Annotated in this window: 21 protein-coding genes; 9 read left to right on the forward strand and 12 right to left on the reverse strand. The window is 62.3% G+C overall.

All coding sequences use genetic code 11. From position 1 onward, the window contains the following. Positions 1-77: 77 nt before the first annotated feature. The 6 genes from cimA to cysS form a co-directional block, all read right to left on the reverse strand. Positions 78-1,694, reverse strand: a complete 1,617-nt coding sequence (gene cimA / locus NKH52_RS09965; protein ID WP_352730566.1) for a citramalate synthase — start codon at positions 1,692-1,694, stop codon at positions 78-80. A gap of 197 nt (positions 1,695-1,891) precedes the next feature. Continuing rightward, positions 1,892-2,851 carry a prolyl aminopeptidase gene (gene pip / locus NKH52_RS09970; RefSeq protein WP_352730568.1) on the reverse strand — a complete coding sequence of 320 codons (960 nt, stop codon included), beginning with the start codon at positions 2,849-2,851 and terminating at the stop codon, positions 1,892-1,894. Next, positions 2,848-3,324, reverse strand: a complete 477-nt coding sequence (locus tag NKH52_RS09975; protein WP_352730570.1) for a GFA family protein — start codon at positions 3,322-3,324, stop codon at positions 2,848-2,850. Before NKH52_RS09975 ends, pip begins: the two co-directional genes overlap by 4 nt. Then, positions 3,321-3,812 carry a GFA family protein gene (locus NKH52_RS09980; RefSeq protein ID WP_127289329.1) on the reverse strand — a complete coding sequence of 164 codons (492 nt, stop codon included), beginning with the start codon at positions 3,810-3,812 and terminating at the stop codon, positions 3,321-3,323. Before NKH52_RS09980 ends, NKH52_RS09975 begins: the two co-directional genes overlap by 4 nt. Before the next feature lie 6 nt (positions 3,813-3,818). Next, positions 3,819-4,205 (reverse strand): VOC family protein, encoded by a 387-nt coding sequence (locus NKH52_RS09985; RefSeq protein WP_352730572.1) that lies wholly within the window; start codon positions 4,203-4,205, stop codon positions 3,819-3,821. After that, positions 4,202-5,638, reverse strand: coding sequence for a cysteine--tRNA ligase (gene cysS, locus NKH52_RS09990; protein ID WP_352730574.1), 1,437 nt, complete (start codon positions 5,636-5,638; stop codon positions 4,202-4,204). Before cysS ends, NKH52_RS09985 begins: the two co-directional genes overlap by 4 nt. Before the next feature lie 391 nt (positions 5,639-6,029). Here cysS and NKH52_RS09995 point away from each other — a divergent pair, with 391 nt between their 5' ends. Beyond that, on the forward strand, positions 6,030-6,176 hold the full coding sequence (locus NKH52_RS09995) for a hypothetical protein (protein ID WP_127289333.1): 147 nt from the start codon (positions 6,030-6,032) through the stop codon (positions 6,174-6,176). A 71-nt stretch (positions 6,177-6,247) separates the two neighbouring features. Here the strand turns inward: NKH52_RS09995 and NKH52_RS10000 are convergent, their stop codons facing one another. Next, the gene (locus NKH52_RS10000) at positions 6,248-7,009 is read right to left on the reverse strand and encodes an SOS response-associated peptidase (RefSeq protein ID WP_352730576.1); all 762 of its coding nucleotides are present in this window, start codon (positions 7,007-7,009) and stop codon (positions 6,248-6,250) included. Between the two features lie 127 nt (positions 7,010-7,136). On the opposite strand from NKH52_RS10000, the gene NKH52_RS10005 reads away from it, so the two are divergent. From NKH52_RS10005 to NKH52_RS10020, 4 genes are all read left to right on the forward strand, one after another. Continuing rightward, entirely contained in the window at positions 7,137-7,571 is a 435-nt protein-coding gene (locus tag NKH52_RS10005) for an NUDIX hydrolase (protein WP_352730578.1), read from the forward strand. 82 nt (positions 7,572-7,653) lie between these two features. Continuing rightward, the gene (locus tag NKH52_RS10010; protein ID WP_013532565.1) at positions 7,654-8,031 is read left to right on the forward strand and encodes a TIGR02301 family protein; all 378 of its coding nucleotides are present in this window, start codon (positions 7,654-7,656) and stop codon (positions 8,029-8,031) included. A gap of 355 nt (positions 8,032-8,386) precedes the next feature. Continuing rightward, the gene (locus NKH52_RS10015) at positions 8,387-8,644 is read left to right on the forward strand and encodes a hypothetical protein (RefSeq protein WP_008874920.1); all 258 of its coding nucleotides are present in this window, start codon (positions 8,387-8,389) and stop codon (positions 8,642-8,644) included. Between the two features lie 70 nt (positions 8,645-8,714). Beyond that, positions 8,715-9,503 carry a hypothetical protein gene (locus NKH52_RS10020; RefSeq protein WP_352730580.1) on the forward strand — a complete coding sequence of 263 codons (789 nt, stop codon included), beginning with the start codon at positions 8,715-8,717 and terminating at the stop codon, positions 9,501-9,503. Between the two features lie 35 nt (positions 9,504-9,538). On the opposite strand, the gene NKH52_RS10025 is transcribed toward NKH52_RS10020, so the two are convergent. Further along, positions 9,539-10,870, reverse strand: coding sequence for a dihydroorotase (locus tag NKH52_RS10025; RefSeq protein WP_352730582.1), 1,332 nt, complete (start codon positions 10,868-10,870; stop codon positions 9,539-9,541). 75 nt (positions 10,871-10,945) lie between these two features. Here NKH52_RS10025 and ygfZ point away from each other — a divergent pair, with 75 nt between their 5' ends. The 3 genes from ygfZ to NKH52_RS10040 all read left to right on the forward strand — a co-directional run bounded on the left by ygfZ (position 10,946) and on the right by NKH52_RS10040 (position 14,643). Beyond that, positions 10,946-11,803, forward strand: a complete 858-nt coding sequence (gene ygfZ / locus NKH52_RS10030) for a CAF17-like 4Fe-4S cluster assembly/insertion protein YgfZ (protein WP_352730584.1) — start codon at positions 10,946-10,948, stop codon at positions 11,801-11,803. After that, on the forward strand, positions 11,803-12,438 hold the full coding sequence (locus NKH52_RS10035) for an HD domain-containing protein (RefSeq protein WP_013532569.1): 636 nt from the start codon (positions 11,803-11,805) through the stop codon (positions 12,436-12,438). The genes ygfZ and NKH52_RS10035 overlap by 1 nt, the downstream gene beginning before the upstream one ends. Before the next feature lie 63 nt (positions 12,439-12,501). After that, the gene (locus NKH52_RS10040; protein WP_352730586.1) at positions 12,502-14,643 is read left to right on the forward strand and encodes a putative bifunctional diguanylate cyclase/phosphodiesterase; all 2,142 of its coding nucleotides are present in this window, start codon (positions 12,502-12,504) and stop codon (positions 14,641-14,643) included. 12 nt (positions 14,644-14,655) lie between these two features. Here NKH52_RS10040 and NKH52_RS10045 read toward each other — a convergent pair whose 3' ends face one another. Next, positions 14,656-15,546 (reverse strand): fatty acid desaturase family protein, encoded by an 891-nt coding sequence (locus NKH52_RS10045; protein ID WP_352730588.1) that lies wholly within the window; start codon positions 15,544-15,546, stop codon positions 14,656-14,658. Positions 15,547-15,657: 111 nt separating this feature from the next. Between NKH52_RS10045 and NKH52_RS10050 the strand changes: the two genes are divergently transcribed. Then, a complete protein-coding gene (locus NKH52_RS10050; RefSeq protein ID WP_352730589.1) occupies positions 15,658-16,569 on the forward strand; it encodes a LysR substrate-binding domain-containing protein in 912 nt (303 codons plus the stop codon). 18 nt (positions 16,570-16,587) lie between these two features. On the opposite strand, the gene NKH52_RS10055 is transcribed toward NKH52_RS10050, so the two are convergent. From NKH52_RS10055 to NKH52_RS10065, 3 genes are read right to left on the reverse strand one after another with little or no spacing between them, the layout of a single operon-like run. Further along, positions 16,588-16,860: a DUF3303 domain-containing protein gene (locus NKH52_RS10055; protein ID WP_352730591.1), complete on the reverse strand. Its 273-nt coding sequence runs from the start codon at positions 16,858-16,860 to the stop codon at positions 16,588-16,590. Between the two features lie 18 nt (positions 16,861-16,878). Further along, on the reverse strand, positions 16,879-18,342 hold the full coding sequence (locus NKH52_RS10060) for a RimK family ATP-grasp domain-containing protein (protein ID WP_352730593.1): 1,464 nt from the start codon (positions 18,340-18,342) through the stop codon (positions 16,879-16,881). Continuing rightward, on the reverse strand, positions 18,342-19,445 hold the full coding sequence (locus tag NKH52_RS10065; RefSeq protein ID WP_352730595.1) for a peptidase C39 family protein: 1,104 nt from the start codon (positions 19,443-19,445) through the stop codon (positions 18,342-18,344). The genes NKH52_RS10060 and NKH52_RS10065 overlap by 1 nt, the downstream gene beginning before the upstream one ends. Between the last annotated feature and the right edge of the window lie 310 nt (positions 19,446-19,755).

The raw sequence follows: 19,755 nt of genomic DNA on the forward strand, positions 1-19,755 counted from the left end.
AACGCTATGGCCCAGTCACCTTGGCAAGACCATCGCAAAGTTCTGATGGATCAACGGACTTTCGCTGATGGTCAACCCTATTCGGCGGCCACCAGTCCGGCCATCTCGCGGTTCTTCATCAGCTTGTAGACGATGGAATCCATCAGCGCCTGGAACGAGGCGTCGATGATGTTTTCGGAAACGCCGACCGTCCACCAGCGCGCGCCGGTGCCGTCATGCGATTCGATCAGAACGCGGGTGATCGCCTCGGTGCCGCCATTGAGGATACGCACCTTGAAGTCGGCCAGTTCCATGTCGGCGATCTCGCTCTGGAACTTGCCAAGGTCCTTGCGCAGCGCGATGTCGAGTGCGTTGACCGGGCCATGCCCCTCGGCCACCGACATCTTCTCCTCGCCGTCGACCACCACCTTGACGATCGCTTCGGAGACCGTCTTCAGCTGGCCGTTGGCGTCGAAGCGGCGCTCGACCATGCAGCGGAACGAGGTGACGTTGAAGAACTCCGGCAGGCCGTGCAGCATCTTGCGTGCCAGGAGCTCGAAGCTGGCATCGGCGCCCTCATAGGCATAGCCCTCGGCCTCGCGCTCCTTGACCACTGATATCAGCGCGTCGAGCCGGTGATCATCTTTCGGCACATCGATGCCGCGCCGCTTCAACTCGGCGAGGAAATTGGCCTTGCCGCCCTGGTCCGAAACCATGACGCGGCGGCGGTTACCGACCGTTTCCGGCGGCACATGCTCATAGGTCGCCGGCTCCTTGGCCAGCGCGGAGGCATGGATGCCCGCCTTGGTGGCGAAAGCAGAGGCCCCGACATAGGGCGCTTGCGCTTCCGGGGCGCGGTTCAAGAGTTCGTCGAAGGCGCGGGACAACCTGGAAATGCCGGTCAGCGCCTCAGCCGAAATGCCCGTCTCGAAACGATCGGCGAAGGCCGGTTTCAACGCCAGCGTCGGCACGATCGAGATCAAATTGGCGTTGCCGCAGCGCTCGCCGATGCCATTGAGCGTGCCCTGGATCTGGCGCACGCCGGCCTGGACCGCGGCGAGGGAATTTGCCACCGCCTGGCCGGTGTCGTCATGGGCATGGATGCCGAGATGATCGCCTGAAATACCTGATAAAATAACCTTCTCGACGATGGCGCGGACTTCCGACGGCTGCGTGCCGCCATTGGTGTCGCACAGCACCACCCAGCGCGCGCCGGCATCATAGGCGGCCCTGGCGCAGGCCAGCGCGTAGTCGGGATTGGCCTTGAAGCCGTCGAAAAAATGCTCGCAGTCGACCAACGCCTCCTTGCCGGCGGCGATCGCCGCCTCGACGGAGGCCTTGATGGCGTCGAGGTTCTCCTCATTGGTGCAGCCGAGCGCGACGCGGACGTGATAATCCCAGCTCTTGGCAACGAAACAGATGGCGTCCGATTTCGACTGCACGAGTGATGCAAGGCCGGGATCGTTGGACGCAGACACCCCTGCCCGCTTGGTCATGCCGAAGGCGACGAACTTGGCACGTGCCGTCCGCTTCTCCTGGAAGAAGGCCGTATCGGTCGGATTGGCGCCGGGATAGCCGCCCTCGACATAGTCGAGGCCGAAGGTGTCCAGCAGTTTTGCGATGGCGATCTTGTCCTCGACGGAAAAGTCTATGCCCGGCGTCTGCTGGCCATCGCGGAGGGTTGTGTCGAAGAGGAACAGTCTTTCCTTTTTCATGACAGCAAGGTGCTTGAGCACCCCCCTCTGGCCTGCCGGCCATCTCCCCCGCAAAGGGGGAGATCGTCAGCTGTGACGACAGCGCTGGTCCTGCAATGTCGGCGATTGGCGAAAGCGAAGGCGACATCCAATCTCCCCCCTTGCGGGGGAGATGTCCGGCAGGACAGAGGCGGGTGTGAAGGATCGCCGTGCATCGACTATATCTTCCCTGCAAACCGATCCGTCGCCCGGATCAATTGGTCCAAAATCCCCGGCTCCGAATACGCATGGCCGGCGCCCTCGATCAGATGGAAATCCGCCTTCGGCCACGCCTTATGCAGCGACCAGGCATAGCGCGCCGGGCACGGCATGTCGTAGCGGCCGTGGACGATGGTGCCGGGAATATCGCTCAGCTTGTGCGCATCGCGCAGCAATTGTCCTTCTTCCAGCCAACCGGCATGGACGAAATAGTGGTTTTCGATGCGGGCGAAGGCGACGGCATAGTCGTCCTGCCCAAACGGTCCACTGGTTTCCGGCTCCGGCAACAGCGTGATCGTTTCGCCCTCCCACAGACTCCAGGCGCGGGCGGCTTCGATCTGCGCCTTGCGATCCGTGCCGACGAGCCGCTTGCGGTAGGCGGCCATCATGTCGCCGCGCTCGGCCTCCGGGATCGGCGCCAGAAAGCGCTCCCATTTGTCCGGGAACATTTCCGAGACGCCGAACTGATAGTACCATTCGAGTTCCGCACGTGTCAGCGTGTAGATGCCGCGTACCACCAGCTCACTGACGCGTTCGGGGTGCGTTTCGGCATAGGCGAGCGCCAGCGTCGACCCCCAGGAGCCGCCGAACACCAGCCATTTGTCGAAGCCGGCCATTTCACGCAGGCGTTCGATGTCGGCGACCAGGTGCCAGGTCGTATTGGCTTCGAGCGAGGCGTTGGGCGTCGATTTTCCGCAGCCGCGCTGGTCGAACAGAATGACATCGTAAAGCTTCGGGTCGAACAGCCGCCGGTGTTTTGGTGAAATGGTGCCGCCCGGTCCGCCATGCAGGAACACCGCCGGCTTGGCGCCTTTGGTGCCGGAACGCTCCCAGTAGACCTGATGGCCGTCGCCGACATCCAGCATGCCGGACTCGAAGGCCTCGATCTCGGGATAAAGCGTACGCAATTGACTGCTCATAGCTGCAAACCTTTGGTCGGCCAGTCCGCTGTTTCATGGTCTGGGTGCTGGAAGGAGATGATGGATTCCTGCCTGTTGTAATAATCAGGATCCTGGTGGACGGGCTGATCGAAGATCGTCTCCACCCATGGCAGCCGCGCGGCATAGTTGACCTGGATCTGCGGTGCCAGATCCGAACGGTCGTCGAAGGCACCGATGGCGATTTCCAGTCCGCCGGGCTGCCGATATGTCAGCGGCGTGCCGCAGCGGGCGCAGAAACCCCGGTCGATGTTGATCGATGACTGGAAATAGCTCGGCTCTTCATGGGTCCATTCGACGCCGTCCCTGGGCACCGTGACCAGTGCACCGAAGAACGAGCCGAACTGCTTCTGGCACATCCGGCAATGGCAGATCGACGGACGGCCGAGCGCTCCATGAATGCGGAAACGCACGGCGCCACACTGGCAGCCGCCGGTTCTTACCTGATCGGTCATGATCTTTCCTTTGGCGGCCATTGTTCGGTGTCGTGGTCCGGATGCTGATAGGAGACGAGATCCGCCAGATAAGAGGCCGACGACACGTCGGCCATCGTCTCCTCGCCCGGCAATCGCGGGATCGTATCGACATAAGGCAGCTTTGCCTCGACACCCCATTGGATCAGCGGCACTATCTCCGCCGGATTGTCGAACGCGCCGATGGCGAGGCCAACACCATCCGGCGCGGTGAAGGTCAGCGGCGTGCCGCAATCAGCGCAAAAACCGCGATCGACATGGTTGGAGGAGCGGAAGTATTTCGGCTCGCCGCGCGTCCAGTCGAGCCGGGCGCCACGCACCGAAACCAGCGGCGCATAGAACGAGCCGAACGCCTTCTGGCACATGCGGCAATGGCAGACCGAAGCGTCGCCGAGCGCGCCTTCAACGCGAAAGCGCACCGCGCCGCACTGGCAGCCGCCGGTGTAGATCGGCCGGTTGTCGAGGCTCATCTCGGCTCACTCCGGCGCATGGCAGACGGCTTCGACATTGTTGCCGTCGGGATCGAAGACGAAGGCGCCATAGTAGTTCGGGTGATAATGCGGGCGCAGGCCCGGCCCGCCATTGTCCTTGCCACCGGCAGCAAGTGCCGCTGCGTGGAAGGCATCGACCTCGGCGCGGCTGCGCGCCGTGAAGGCGACGTGCTGGTGATCCCTGGGCTTGTCCTTGGCCGAACTCAGCCAGAACACCGGCCGGTCACGGCCATAGCCGCCGACTTTGGCGCCGCCGGTGTATTCCAGCGGCACCATGTAGAGGAGCGCTGCACCAAGCGGCGCCATCGCCTTGTCATAGAACGCCTTCGAAGCATCGAAATCGGCAACGGTGATGCCAAGATGGTCGATCATCTTTTTACCTCCCAGGTGGTGATGCGCTCGCCAGTGACCAGATCCTTGCCGTCCTTCAACTGTACACCTTGTGCCAGCAGTTCGTCGCGGATGCGGTCGGCCTCGGCCCAGTTTTTCGCGGCGATGAATGCGAGACGCTTGGCGATGGCCTTGGCGACGTGGTCTTCATCAACCTTTGCCGACGCGACATCGAAGCCGAGGAACAGCAGCGACGCCTTCAGCGCAGCCGCTGCATCGTTGCCGTCCGCTGCCTCGCCAGCCAACTGCGTCAAGACCTGGAAGGCGGCATAGGTTGCGAGATCGTCCGACAAGGCATCGATGACCTGCACGGGCAGCAGTCCTGCGGCGGCCGGCGCAAGGTCGGCCGCCCGCTTCCATTTGCGCAGCGTGTTCTCGGCCTCTTCCAGCTTGCGCACGGAAAAGTCGATTGGTTCGCGATAGTGCGTCATCAGCATTGCCAGCCGCAGGACCTCGCCCGGCCATTTGCGGCCGCCAAACGTCTCGGTCTCGAGCAGTTCGTTGATCGAGTAGAAGTTGCCGAGGCTCTTCGACATTTTCTGCCCTTCGACCTGCAGGAAGCCGTTGTGCATCCAGATGTTGGCCATCACGTCCGTGCCATGGGCGCAGCGCGACTGAGCGATCTCGTTCTCATGGTGCGGGAAGATCAGGTCGAGGCCGCCGCCATGGATGTCGAACACCTCGCCGAGATAGGCGGCCGACATTGCCGAGCATTCGATGTGCCAGCCCGGCCGACCCCTGCCCCATGGCGAATTCCAGCCAGGCTCCTCCGGCGACGACAACTTCCACAGGACAAAATCGCCGGGATTTTTCTTGTGCGCGTCGACGGCGACGCGAGCACCAGCCTGCTGCTCGTCGAGATTGCGCTTCGACAGCTGGCCGTAGTCCGGCATCGACGCGGTGTCGAACAGGACTTCGCCCGCGGCAACATAGGCATGGCCGCGTTCGATCAGGCTTTGAATCAAGGTGATCATGTCGACTTTGCCGTCGGCGCGGGGCTCGACGAATTCGGTGGCGCGCGGCTCGACCGTCGGCTCCAGGCAGCCGAGAACCGCCACGTCCCGATGGAACTGATCGGCGGTTTTTTCGGTGACCCGCCTGATCGCCTCGTTGAGCGAAAGTGTTCCGGAAGCGATCTCGCCGCCGAAGTCGCGCAGAGCGCGCGCGTTGATCTTGTCGTCGACGTCGGTGATGTTGCGCACATAGGTGACGTGCACCTGCCCATAGACGTGACGCAGCAAGCGGAAAAGCACGTCAAAGACGATCACCGGCCTGGCATTGCCGATATGGGCAAAGTCGTAGACGGTCGGGCCGCAGACATACATGCGCACATTGTCTGGATCGATCGGGACGAAATCCTCTTTCGTCCGCGTCAGCGTGTTGTAGAGGCGCAGGCTCTGAGATGCGTCGAACATTCGTGCCTTCCCGGTTCAGAACTCGATTTGACGAAGCCAGCCCTGCGCGAGACGCAAATCAGGCTCCAGCCTGCTGGCCGGGGCGTTTGTCCAATCTGGGGAAAGATGAGGCGAAAACGTCCGGACCAGCGCGAGGCTAGCCAATAATGCAAATGCCACAAATGGCGAAAGACGTTTTCATGAGCGGCTTTATCGCCTTGGCATGTGTTGCCGTCAAGTCGCAAGTTTCGGCAAAAACGTCGCTGGATCACAGGTAATGATGCACTGAAACATTTTATTAAACATGTCGGCACAGTCATGAAACATTCGCCGGCTAGATCAGCGGGCGTCACGATTTGGTCAGAATCAGCCATCAAACGCAGACACGAAAATGTTACCTGGGAAGAGAAACATGCCCCGAACCAAGCAGGAAGCCAAGCAGCCGGCACTGGCCAACCACTATCGCGCGATCGGCCCGGCCGCGATCGTCGCCGCCCTCCTTCACACCGCGAAGAAGAAAAAGCCGGTACAGAAGATCGTGTCGCCCCGCGCCGCCTGAAGTGGTGTGCGGCCCTGCGTCAAGGGCGCCTGGCAAATGGCGCATACATACGCCGCTGAAGAACAGTTCAACTAGAACAACGTCATCTGATTGTCGTCAGCGCCGGGCTTCTGGCGCTTGACCTTTTCGGGCTCCGGCCCGATCTCGCCCCGCTCCTGAATCTCCGGTCCGGTGTTGGCGACCTTGTTGACCAGGTCGGAGACGGGAATGGCCTCGAAGAAATCGAGTTGAGCCGGCCGCAACAGATCGGCGACATCACGCGGTTCGAGCGTGCGGCAATCCAGCCAACGGGCGAAATCCCTGGGGTCGATCACCACAGGCATGCGGTCGTGGATATGCGCGATGTCGGCATTGGCGTTGATGGTCAGGATGGCGCCGGTGTCCATTTCCGAACCGCCCGGCTCGGCATAGGTCTCGATCAGTCCGGCGAAGGCGACCAGCCCGCCACGCCTTGGGCGTATCCAGTAAGGCTGGCCTTTCTTGCCGCCGGTTTGCCGCCATTCATAAAAGCCGGACGCCGGCACCAAGGCGCGGCGATGGCGCATGGCGGCCTTGAACGACGCCTTTTCGGCAGCCCCTTCGGAGCGCGCGTTGAACAGCAGCGGAAACTCGCGTGTGTCCTTCACCCAGGTCGGGATCAGCCCCCAGCGCACCAGCATCGGCTGCCGGTCCGGCAGATTGGAGCCCGGCGCCTGCGGGGGGCCGGCGACCGCCATCAGGATCGGCTGCGTCGGCGCGATGTTGTAGCGCGCCGGGAAATCCTCCAGTTCCGCCAAGCCTAGCAACGCGGCAGTCTGGTCCGGCGTCGCGGTCAAGGCAAAACGTCCGCACATGGTCGATTGGCGTCCTTCGAATGGTTCAGCTTGAAAGTGGCGATGCAACCGGCGTTGCGCAACCGCTAAAGCTTGCCCATGCTGGGCGGTCCACAACAGACCTGCCTACACGCCTGATCGGGAACCCATGAACGAAGCGCGCAAAACACTTCCGGCAGTCTCGGTCGCCGTCGTGCGGGCAGACACCGTGCTTCTGGTCAAACGAGCCCGGCAACCCTCGCAAGGACTCTATGCCTTTCCGGGTGGCAAGGTCGAAGCCGGTGAGACGCTGGAACAGGCCGCGGTCCGCGAACTGTTGGAAGAGACCGGCTTGCGGGCCACCGATTACCGCCCGCTGCGGGAAATCCACATCGACGGCAGGGATGACAGCCACCCGGTCGATTATCTCCTCACGGTCTTCGGCGCCGCCTATGCCGGCGGCGAGGCCGTAGCCAGCGACGATGCAGAGACGGCGGCCTTCTATACGCTCAGTGAGATGACGGCATTGCCGCTCGCCGGCTCGGTGTTCGCCGTGGCCGAGGACTTGTTGGACCCGGACGGAGACGACGGGCCGAAGCCCTGAAACCGCCTTGCAGGCGACAAATTGTTTCGCCACAAAGACTTATCCTGTTTGGCAGAGCCACGCCGTTGGGTAGAGAAGGCTTATGAACCGTCCGTCCATGCTCCTCGCCGTGTGTCTTGCGGTCGGTGCGACCGTTTCGATACGGCCCGCGCTCAGCGCCGAATCGCCGTTCGAGCCTGGGTTGATGCGGCTGGCGGAGGTTCTGGGCTCGCTGCATTTCCTGCGCAATCTGTGCGGCGAGAAGGGCGACCAGTGGCGTGTCGAGATGACAAAACTGCTCGATTCGGAAAATCCGGACGCCGAGCGGCGCGCCCGCTTCATTGCCAGCTTCAATCGCGGCTACCGCTCCTTCGGCGGCACCTATACGAGGTGCACGCCCTCGGCGACCGAAGCCATCAGCCGCTACATGAAGGAAGGCGAGACGCTGTCTCGCGATATCGCCTCGCGTTACGGCAACTAGGCACTCGCTCATCAACAACTATCCGGATCATTGCTGGGCACAGCGGATATATCGGCTTGTGGCAGGCGATATCTTGGTGCAATCCTCATGTTGCACTTCTGCAACAGAATTAACGAAACCTTACCGCGCGAAAGCGGAATTAACTCAAACTGAAGGTTTTCGCCCCGCAGGCCGCCCCAATCGGCTAAGTTTGACTCGAGCTGAACGCAGCTTCGCACAAGGCAATTGGGCTTTGTAAAAGACGATCAAAAAAATGTCGTATTTACAAATACTTAATTGCCCCTGCGTGTGAAATGAACAGATCAGGCCTGATCCACATCGATGGATCGCAGCTTGAAAGGGTGGACATTCGCTTATGGAACATGGTGTCAACGACATCGACGCGCTGGTCAGGGAAGAAAAACGCCTGACCGCCGTGGAAAGCCACAGCGAGGCCTGGGCGGAAGGTCTCTCCGCCGGGATAGAGCCCGAGATCATCGCCGAAGCAGCGCTCGAAACGGCCTTCGGCGAGATGTTGCGTGCTAATGGCGAGACCTCGGCCCTTGCCCTGCTCGACCGTATGCGTGAAAAGGTGATTGCTGGCGCCTTCGAACCTGAACGGCTGCGGCACTGAACCGACCTCCGGTTCTTTGACGGGAACATGCCGCTCGGGCGTCATGCCCGGAAGCAGGGAGAAACGGGCAGTGAGTTTTTCGATGTCAGGCAAGCCGTGTGGCTTGATCCTTCGCATCTCCTTCGTCGCTTGCTGTGCCGCGATTCCCCTGCTTGTGTGTCTCGCGAGCAGCCCCGTGTATGCGCTGAGCGAAATCAAGCGCGAAGAGCTCCCCCCGACAGTCACGCCGCCGGCCGACGACGACATGTCGCCCCCCGGAAGCGCCGTGCCAATGCCCAACCCGGTCGGAACACCGCCGCCGGCCAGCCAGCCGACTGCTCCTGCCGAAGCCGAGCCGGACAGTCCGGCGGATGGCGGCGTGACCGGACCGCGCGTCGATCCGGAAACGCCGGTGCCTGAGGTCGTCTACGATCTCGGCAAGCTGCCGGAACCGGTGCGGCGCATGCACGATCTGATCGTCGAAGCCTGCAAGGGCGGCGATATCGAAAAGCTGCGGCCGTTGATCGGCACGGGCGACAGCATGACACAGATATCGCTGACCGACATAGACGGCGACGCCATCGCCTTCCTCAAGGGCCTCTCCGGCGACCCAGACGGCCAGGAGATTCTGGCCATCCTGGAGGAGGTGCTTAATGCCGGCTACGTCCACCTCGATGCCGGCACGCCACAAGAACTCTATGTGTGGCCGTATTTCTTCGCCCTGCCGCTGGAAAAGCTGGACGCCAAGCAGCGGGTCGAGCTCTTCAAGATCGTCACCGCCGGCGATTTCAATGACATGAAGCAGTTCGGCGCCTATATCTTCTACCGTGTCGGCATCACGCCTGCCGGACAGTGGTCGTTCTTCGTCGCCGGGGATTGAGCTTTCTGCCTCTGCCCTTGCAGAGATCCGGGAGCCTAGACGGGCAATGCCTCGGAAAACTCCACCGCTTTGCCCTGGCCTGGCGTGACGATTTCGCCCTCCCACATGACACGTCGGCCTCGAATGACGGTGCCGACCGGCCAACCCGTCACTTCCCTGCCATCATAAGGCGTCCAGCCGGCTTTCGAGCCGGCCTGCGCATTGGTGATCATCTCGCGCCGCATCATGTCGACGATGGTGAAGTCGGCGTCATAGCCGGCGGCGATGCGGCCTTTCCTGGCCATGCCGAAGATCCGCTGTGGGCCATGACTGGACAGGTCGACGAAGCGCTGCAAGGTTAGCCGGCCGGCATTGACGTGGTCGAGCATGATCGGCACCAGCGTCTGCACGCCGGTCATTCCCGACGGTGAGGCCGGATACGGCTTGGCCTTCTCGGCCAGCGTGTGCGGCGCATGGTCGGAGCCGAGCACGTCGACGATGCCTTGCGCAATGCCGTGCCAGACGCCGTCGCGATGGCGGGCGGCGCGCACCGGCGGGTTCATCTGGATCAGCGTGCCAAGCCGTGCATAGTCGTCGGCGCTCAGCGTCAAATGATGCGGCGTTGCCTCGCAGGTCGCGACATCCTTGTGTTGTTCGAGGAACACAATCTCCTCGGCCGTCGAGATGTGCAGGACATGAATGCGGGCGCGAACGCTGCGCGCGATGCGTACAAGCCGTTCGGTACAGCGTAAGGCGGCGATTTCGTCGCGCCAGACCGGGTGCGATGAAGGATCGCCCTCGATGCGTTCGCCAAGGCGCTCGCGCAGCCGGAATTCGTCTTCCGAATGAAAGGCGGCGCGCCGGCGCGTGTTTCTCAGGATCGACGCCACGCCCTCGTCATCCTCGACCAACAGGTCGCCAGTGGACGAGCCCATGAAAATCTTGATCCCGGCAGCGCCCGGCAGCCGCTCAAGCTCGCCGACATCCCCGGCGTTTTCGCGGGTACCGCCGACCCAGAAGGCGAAATCGCAATGCATGCGATCCGTGCCGCGCCGGACCTTGTCGGCAAGCGCTGCCTCGCTGGTGGTCAAAGGATTGGTGTTGGGCATCTCGAACACGGCGGTGACGCCGCCAAGCACGGCCGCGCGCGACCCCGTTTCCAAATCTTCCTTGTGCTCCAATCCCGGCTCACGAAAGTGCACCTGGCTGTCGATGACGCCCGGCAGGATATGCAGGCCGCGGCAATCGATCGTCTCGCCCGCCGAGGCCTGGCGGAGATCGCCGATGGCGGCGATGCGCCCGCCCTTCACGCCGATGTCGCGAGCCCCTTCGCCGTCGTGGTTGACCACGGTGCCGCCTGTCAGGATGAGGTCGTAGATCATGGCCATGCTCTCTTGCGGGGGGAGTGCCAGCGGCTTACGTAAAGGCCGACCGTTTTGCAAGATCAGGTTGCTTTTCCGCCCATGCCCTTTGCCCAGCTCAAAGACCGCGCCCTCATTTCCGTATCAGGTCCGGATGCCGAGCATTTTTTGCAAAACATCGTGACCACCGATCTCGACATCCTGGCTCCCGGCGAAGCCAAGCCCGGTGCGCTGCTGACGCCGCAAGGCAAGATCCTGTTCGATTTCCTGATCTCGCGCACCGGCGAGAATGCATTCCGGCTCGAATGCCGTGCCGACATAGCGGACGATTTCATACGCCGGCTGACGCTCTACAAACTGCGCGCCAAGGTCGAGATTGCCAAATCCGATCAGGCATTTGTCACCGTCGCATGGGGACATGAATCAACACCCTCACAATCTGATTCAACGGTGGCCGACACGCGCTTTCGCAACGACGCCGTCGAGCGCTCCTATGGCGAAACAGATGAGCGCAGCGATCTTGCCGCGTGGCAGGCCTTCCGCATTGCCGGCGGCATTGCCGAAAGCGGCAGCGACTACCAACTCGGAGACGCCTTCCCCCACGACGTGCTGCTGGACGAAACCGGTGGCGTCGGCTTCAAGAAGGGCTGCTATGTCGGCCAGGAGGTCGTCTCGCGCATGCAGCATCGCGGCACCGCCAGGCGGCGCGTGCTGATTGTGTCAGCCGACCGGCCCCTGCCCGCGCCCGGCACCGAGCTAACCGTCGAAGGCAGGCCGGTTGGCACGCTTGGCTCGATCGTCGGCACGACCGGTCTGGCCATTGCCCGCATCGACCGGGTCAAGGCGGCGCTCGACGCCGGCCAACCGATCATGGCCGGGGACGATCCGGTTACCCTGGCCATTCCCGGTTGGGCAAAATTCGCCTTCCCGCAGGAAGCCGTCAGCGCGGAGGAGGCCTGATGGCGGCCGACCGCGTCGGCGCGCCGGCACGCGCCTGGCAGCGCATGCTGTCGGGCCGCCGGCTCGACCTGCTCGACCCCTCGCCGCTCGACATCGAGATTTCAGACATTGCGCACGGGCTCGCCCGCGTTGCCCGCTGGAACGGCCAGACCAGCGGCGAGCATGCCTTTTCGGTCGCCCAGCACTCGCTGCTGGTCGAAGCGCTGTTCTGCGACCTGGTTCCCGAGGCTTCGGCCGACGCCCGGTTGGCGGCCCTGCTGCACGACGCCCCCGAATATGTCATCGGCGACATGATCTCGCCGTTCAAATCGGTGATGGGCGGCAGCTACAAGGATTGTGAGTTACGGCTGCAGCGCGCCATCCATCTGCGCTTCTCGCTGCCGCCGGAACCAAGTGCTGCGCTGCGCAAGGAGATCAAGCGCGCCGACCAGATCGCCGCCTATTTCGAGGCAACGCTGCTCGCCGGCTTTTCGACCGCCGAGGCGACCGAGTTCTTCGGCCGTCCGCGCGGCTTCAATGCCGACCGCTTCGATTTCACGCCACGCTCGGTAACCTGGGCGCAAAATGCGTTCCTGAAGCGGTTTTCCGCGATCGAGACATCGCGACACCAGGTTTCGGCGACCGCAATCGGCTAAAAACGCTAAATTAACCGGCGGCGGCCACAATAGCGCGTTCGATCACGGTCCGCAGGCGCGCTCATGCCCGTCGCTGATGCCAAGGATGGTTCGACCAACCCGAAACGGGAGGCCGAAGGCATGGACCGCTCCCGCCACATGGAAGACGAACTGCGGGAGCAGAACCAACGCTTTTCGGCTGCCGTCGAGAACATGTCGCACGGCCTGTGCATGTTCGATGCCGACGAGCGGATGATCATCTGCAACGGCAACTACCTGAACATCTTTTGCCTCGAAGCCAGCATCATAAGGCCCGGCATCCGGTTCCTCGACATTCTGCGCCACAGCGTCGATATCGGCATCGCCTCGCAAACCGCCGACGAACTCTACGCCATCCGCAAACCCTATATCGATCAGGCAAAGCCCTCGACCTACGAAGAAACACTGTCGGACGGCCGCATCGTCAGCATCTCGCACCGCCCTCTGGCTCTGGGCGGCTGGGTCTCGATCTATGAGGACATCACCGAGCAGCGCCGCGCGCAAGAGGATCTCAAAGAGCAGCACCGCCGCTTCGACGCAGCGCTCGCCAATATGTCGCAAGGCCTGCTGATGTATGACGCCGACGGCAAGATGATCGTGCGCAACGGGCGTTTTCTAGAACTCTACAACGTCACCGCGGCGGACTTCCCGCTTGGAACGACGCACCGCGACGCGCTCGAACGATTGCTGGAACTCGGCATCTATACGAAGATCGATGTCGACAGCGAAGTCGCCAAGACCGAGGCCTGCCTGGTGGCGAAAAAAATGCATTCGGCGTATCGGCATCTTACAGACGGCAGGACGGTTCTGGTCACCCGCCAGCCGATGAACGGCGGCGGTTGGGTGGCGACCTTTGACGACGTTACGGAGCGCCGCCGTACCGAAGAGCGCATGACCCATCTTGCGCATCACGACATGCTGACCGGACTGCCCAACCGCTCGATGTTTCGCGAACGGCTCGACCTTGCGCTGGAGGACACGGCGGCCACGCCGCTGGCGATCTTCTCGCTCGATCTCGATCGCTTCAAGGCGGTCAACGACACTTGGGGACATCCGGCCGGCGACTGGCTGCTGAAGAGCGTGGCCGAGCGGCTGCAGCGCTGCCTGCATAATGAAAACGACGTCGTTGCCCGCTTCGGCGGTGACGAATTCGTCATCATCCAGTTCAATTTCAAGGGCATTGCCAATGCTGAAAAACTCGCGAAGCGCATCATCGAGACAATCGGAAAACCGTTCCGCGACAAGAGCCGCGAGATGCATATCGGCATCAGCCTGGGCATAGCGGTTTTCCCCGACGACGGTGGAGATGCCGACACGCTGCTGAGGAACGCCGATACGGCGCTTTACCGGGCGAAGAGCGAAGGGCGCAATCAGTATCGGTTCTTCGAACCCGGAATGGACGCTATGGTACAGGCACGGCGTGCGCTGGAGATCGATCTCGAGACCGCGCTGCCGCGCCAGGAGTTCGACCTCGACTTCCAACCCATCATGAACATCGCATCCGGGGAGATCGTCGGCGCGGAAGCCTTGATGCGCTGGCATTCGCCGACACGTGGCACGGTGGCGCCGGACAGCTTCATTCCGGTCGCCGAAGACACTGGATTGATCGTGCCGCTTGGCGAATGGGCGCTGAGGAAAGCTTGCACGGCGGCGGCCGACTGGCCCGCCGGCCTGCGCGTCGCGGTCAATGTCTCGGCCGTGCAACTTAAAAGCGGCAGCTTCGCCCGCAGCGTCATCTCGGCGCTGGCTTTCTCCGGCGTGCCAGCCGATCGGTTGGAGCTTGAAATCACCGAAACCGTGCTGATGGACGAAAGCGAGGCGGTGTTAAGGACGCTGCGGCAGTTGCGCGAACTCGGCATCCGCATCGCGCTGGACGATTTCGGCACCGGCTATTCCTCACTCGGCTACCTCAGGCGTTTTCCCGTCGACAAGATCAAGATCGATCGTTCGTTCATCCACGACCTGGGCAATCGTGACGCCGCGGCGATCGTTCGCACCGTCATCGGGCTGGGCGCCGAGCTTGGCATCACTGTCACCGCCGAGGGGGTCGAGACCGAGGTGCAACTCGACATCCTGCGCGGCAATGGCTGTACCGAGGCGCAGGGCTATCTGATCGGCGTGCCGTCAACGGCCGCCGAGATCCAGCGTCTGTTGAAATCCCGAGCGCTCCACAGCCAGACCGGCTGAGGCCGGCCATCGTCAACGCAGCGTGTCGATGTATTTGCCGTGGAAGCTGACATAGCCGGGCTCGACCACCTTGAGATGCCGCTCGATCAGCGCATGAAACCGCGGCAGTTGATGAAACGGCACGCCGGGATAGGCATGATGCTCGGCATGGAACGGCATGTTCCATGCCAGCCTGCGGACCAGCCAGTTGGTCAACGTGGTCCTGGTGTTCTCCAGCATGTTGGCGACGAACGGACAGCGACCATGTTCGGCCAGCAGATAGAGGCGCAGAAACGGCTGCCCCAACAGAGCGGGCAAGATCCAGACATAGACAAGCACCGAGAGCCGGAAATAGAGGGCCAGCAGAAGGACCGCGGCATAAAAGGCAATCATGGCGCGTGCTTCGATGCGCACCTTGTCATAGCCCTTTGGCGGGACGTAGCTTTCGCGACCACGGTCCGCTGCGTTGGCATAAAGCGTCTTGAGGTGGCCCCACCATAACGGGATGCCGGATATGTGGACGAGGTATTGCCGCCATGTCTCCGGTTTCGGGAAGGCCAGTTCCGGGTCATTGTCGGGATCTTGGGTGTATCGATGGTGGGCGAAGTGGAAGTAGCGGAACCAGTCCGCCGGCAGCGCGATCGCCAGGCTGCACACCCGCGCCACGGCATCGTTCAGCCGCTGCGCCTCGAAAGCCGTACGATGAACCGTCTCGTGCAGCAGCGTGAACAGGAAGACGATGAGGATACCTTGCGGCAGCATCAGCAGTGGCCAGAACGGCACCTTGGCAGCGATCAGCGATCCGACGACCACGATCGCGCCCCAATGAGCAGCAAGCTGAACGAGGCCCGCGGCATCAGACTTGGCGGTCAGCCGGTTGCGCTCCTCCTGCGTCAACGATGAAATTACGTCACGATGATCCACGTGCTTCGATCCAGACTGGAGTTTGATGAACCCACTGTAGCCAATGAACAACCTTTCCAAAAACGACGATTTCTGCAATCTAGATAAGCTGAACTTATCTATTCGGTGATTATGGCCGTACCTCCCTCTCTCAAAGGACTTCAAGCTTTCGAGGCCGCGGCGCGTGCAGGCAGCTTTGCCGCGGCGGCGGAAGAGCTTTCGGTATCGGCCGCCGCCGTCAGCCAGCTCATCCGCGCCGTCGAGGAGCAGATGGGCCGCAAGCTGTTCCACCGTGTCAACCGGCGCGTCGTCCTCACCGAGGCCGGCGTCGAGATGCTGCCCAGGCTGACCATGGCCTTCCAGGAGATCGGCAGCGTCTCGCGCGAACTGGGCGGCGATGCGTTCCGCCCGCGCCTTGTGGTGTCGGTGCCGCCATCCATGGCCATGGGTTGGCTTTCGCAGCGTCTCGCTGGTTTTGTCTCAAGCCATGGCGCGGTCGATATATCGCTCAGAGGCGACGACGACCCGGTGCCGTTCGACCGTGAACTGATCGACATCAGGCTCTCCTATGGGCCGCATTATCGCGAGCACCCGACCGAGAATATCGTTCAGGACGCGGTCTATCCCGTGTGTGCACCCGGGCTGGCAGGCACGATCAAACCCGACGGCCTGGCCAGCCTGCCGCTCATCCACACCGGCTGGGGACCGACCGGCGCGTCCTTTCCGTCCTGGCACAACTGGTTCGAGGCGGCCGGCGTCGAGCCCGGCCGGGCAGCGCAGCGCGGCCTCTCGGCCAACTCGTCGCGCGCAGCACTCGATCTTGCCATTTCGGGATTGGGCGTGGCGCTGGTGCAAGGGATCTACTGTGCCGCGGCGCTGGCAGACGGCCGACTTGTCAGGCCCCTCGCCCAGGCACTGGAGCTGCGCCAGCCCTATTGCTTGACGATCCCGGAGCGCAGCGCCAGGCGCGATGTCGTGGCGGCGTTTCGCCTGTGGCTGATCGACGAGTGTCGGCGCGCAGTCGGCTCGCCGGTACTCCGTTGACTGAACACGCGGCGATGGTCAGAGGTGCCCGCTCAATGCCTCTGCCATGTCCTTGTTTGTCGCCACGGGGATGATCTCGAATTCCACCAGATCCGCCCATTCGATGACCCAGCGCTGCAGCAGCGTGACGTCATTGGCTTCCACCAGCAGGAAGCAGCGGCTCATGTCCGCCGCGATCCAGCTGTGGTGCACGAGAAGCTCGTCAGGTTTCAGGCGGCCGCGGTCGCGAAAGCGGCGGTAGATCTCCTTGCGATCGCAGCCGGTGAAATCCTCGATGACGATGAACTGCATGTTCTACCCCCGATCAAATTACCGCCCCGGCCGGTCCAGCCGCTCCAGGAACCACTGCGTCAGCCGCACCCAGACCTCGTCCTTCTCGCCGGAATCCTCCCAGCCATGGTCAAGGTTGGGATTGTCGTTGACCTCGATGACGAAGACGCCGTCCTTGGTCTCCTTGAGATCGACTCCATAGAGCCCGTCGCCGATGCAGCGCGCCGCCTTCACTGCCGTCTCGACGACATGCGCCGGCGTCTCCTTCAGCGTGAAGGTCTTGATGCCGCCCTGGTCGGGCTTGCCGTTGGCCTTGTGGTTGACGATCTGCCAGTGCTTCTTGGCCATCAGATAGTGCACGGCAAACAATGGCTGGCCGCCGAGCACGCCGACGCGCCAGTCATACTCGGTCGGAATGAATTTCTGCGCGATCAGAAGGTCGGAATCCTCCAGCCATTCGGTGGCCAGCGTCTTCAGTTCCTCGAAATTGGCGCATTTCTTGACGCCGCGCGAGAACGACGAATCCGGGATTTTCAGCACCAGCGGAAAGCCCAGCGTCTGCGCCGCCAGTTCGAGATCCGAGGTGCCGGCGATCATCACCGTCGGCGGCACCGGCACCTTGTTGTAGGCCATCAGTTCGTTGAGATAGACCTTGTTGGTGCAGCGGATCATCGACAGCGGATCGTCGATCACCGGCATTCCTTCCTGCTGGGCGCGGCGGGCGAAACGATAGGTGTGGTTGGAGATCGAGGTGGTCTCGCGGATGAACAGCGCGTCGTAATTGGCGAGCTTGGCGAGGTCCCGCTTGGTGATCGGCTCGATTTCGACGCCCATCTTCTCGGCGATCTTGGCCCAATAGCGCAGCGACGATATCTCCGAGGGCGGCAATTCCTCATGCGGGTCGACCAGCGTGGCGAAGGTGTAGCGCGCCGGCGTGCGGCCCTTGGTGTCGCGCCATTCGCGGTTGGTGTAGGTCTCCAGGCACTGGATGAAGCTTTTTTCCTCGTCCTCGGTCATCCGCGCCAGCGGATGGAAACCGATCTTGCGGATCGAGGCCCATTCGGCGCTGTCCTTGATGTGGACTTCGAGCGCCGGCGCGCGGAACCAGTCGAACAGAAGTTTGGCGAAGCGGTCCCAGATTTTCGACGGGCCGATGCCGAAGAAAATGCAGACCTTTTGCGGAAAAACGCCGCCGAGGTCCTTGCGGCATTTGTTGAGCGCCAGCTCCAGTTCCGGCAGCGCGTGTTCATAGAGCTTGCGCTCCGAAAGGTCGATCATCGTTTCGACCGTCGGGATCACCTTGTGGCCGCGCGAGCTTGCCAGCAGCGACGCATAGTAGCCGCGGCTCTGGTAGGCGTAATTGTTCGACAGGTTGATGACCTTCGGCCGCTGGCCGCGAAACAGTGACGGATGCGCGAGATAGTCGCGATTGGTGATGATCTTGTGCGGTGTCGCCACCTGGTCGAGATCGCTCTGCCTGCCGGTAAGGATGACCCAGGTCATTATCTGTCACGCTTTCCCAGAGTGATGGCGGCACGCAGTCCATCGCGACCGAACTGCGCCATGTTCATGAAGATGCCGTAAGGCACGGGAATGTTGGCTGCATCAAGGATGGTCTCCTGCCTTTCATCCTCAACCCAAGGGTCGTGGATCAGGATATGGTCGCCGTCATCGCCGATCGCCAGCACCCAGTGCGGCACCTTCTTGCCGAACATCAGGAAGCCGCTGATCAGCACCAGCACCAGCTTTCCCCCAGCGATCGCAGCGCGGATATCGTCGATTGTGAATGCACGGTAATTCACCGGGATGCCGTAAAGTTCCGCGCGTCGGCGAAAGTCGACCTGGGCCAGTTCCATCACCCTGCGCTTCTCCTCACTGCGCACCGATTGCAGGAACAGCGCGCCATAGAAGGAAACGTAGATCTCCACCGCGAGCCCGCTTTCGTAGCCCGAGACAGCGAGGCCGAATGGCTCGCATCCACCGGGACCCGACATCATGAAGACGGTCGTCGCTTCACGCCACAGGCGGATTTCCATGACCGGATCCGGCACGAAGCCGCGATCGAAATTGGCCATCGCCATCATCAGGCAGCACGGGCCGCAGGTGAATTCGCAGGTCTGCGGGTAGAACGGCACCTTGGTGGCGATCGGAATGTCGCCACGCAAGGTCTTTTCGTAGCGAAGTGCCGTTTCGCCATCCTCATAGTAGCCGGGCTCGCGGCCGATCTTGCGATAACCGGCCCGTTCGTAGATGCGGATCGCGCGGCTGTTGTCCTCGCGAACTTCGAGACGCAGCATCATGCGGTCGTGCTCGAAGGCGGCATCTTCGGCGGATCCGAGCAGCATGCGGCCGACACCCAGCCCGCCGAAAAACGGACTGGTCGCAATCGAGTAGAGGCGCGCCACGCCGCTGCCCTTGCGAAACAGCACGATCGCATAGCCGGCCACGCGGCCGTCGACTTCGGCGACCAGCGTCTCGGCGGTTTCACGCTCGATGAACAGTCGGAAGGAGCGGCGGGAAATACGGTCGCTTGAGAAAACAGCTTTCTCGATGGCGGCGAGATCATCGACGTCAGATGCGCGGGCCGTGCGGATCTCGGCAGGCATGCGGCTTCAGAAAACCTCGATTGGTGGTGGAAATGGCCCTACTCGAACACGTCCTTGACGCCAACCAGGGCGTTGGGAAAACCGGCGTCCACATGGGCGCACGAAGTCCGCTCCACCACCTTGAATCTTCGCCTCGTGTTTCCAAAAACCATTTCCGATTTTCGGGGCGATGCGACGGCATTCATCAAGCGCTATCGCACCTCGATTAGGGCCGAATTGTGACAAATCCAACGCCGGCCCGACGGGCGCAAAAGGTCCTTCGGCCGGATCAGCATTCGCGGATCGACGGCACCGGCAAAAGCGATGCCGT

The sequence above is a fragment of the Mesorhizobium sp. M1066 genome, from assembly GCF_040318635.1.
Classification (GTDB): Bacteria; Pseudomonadota; Alphaproteobacteria; order Rhizobiales; family Rhizobiaceae; genus Mesorhizobium.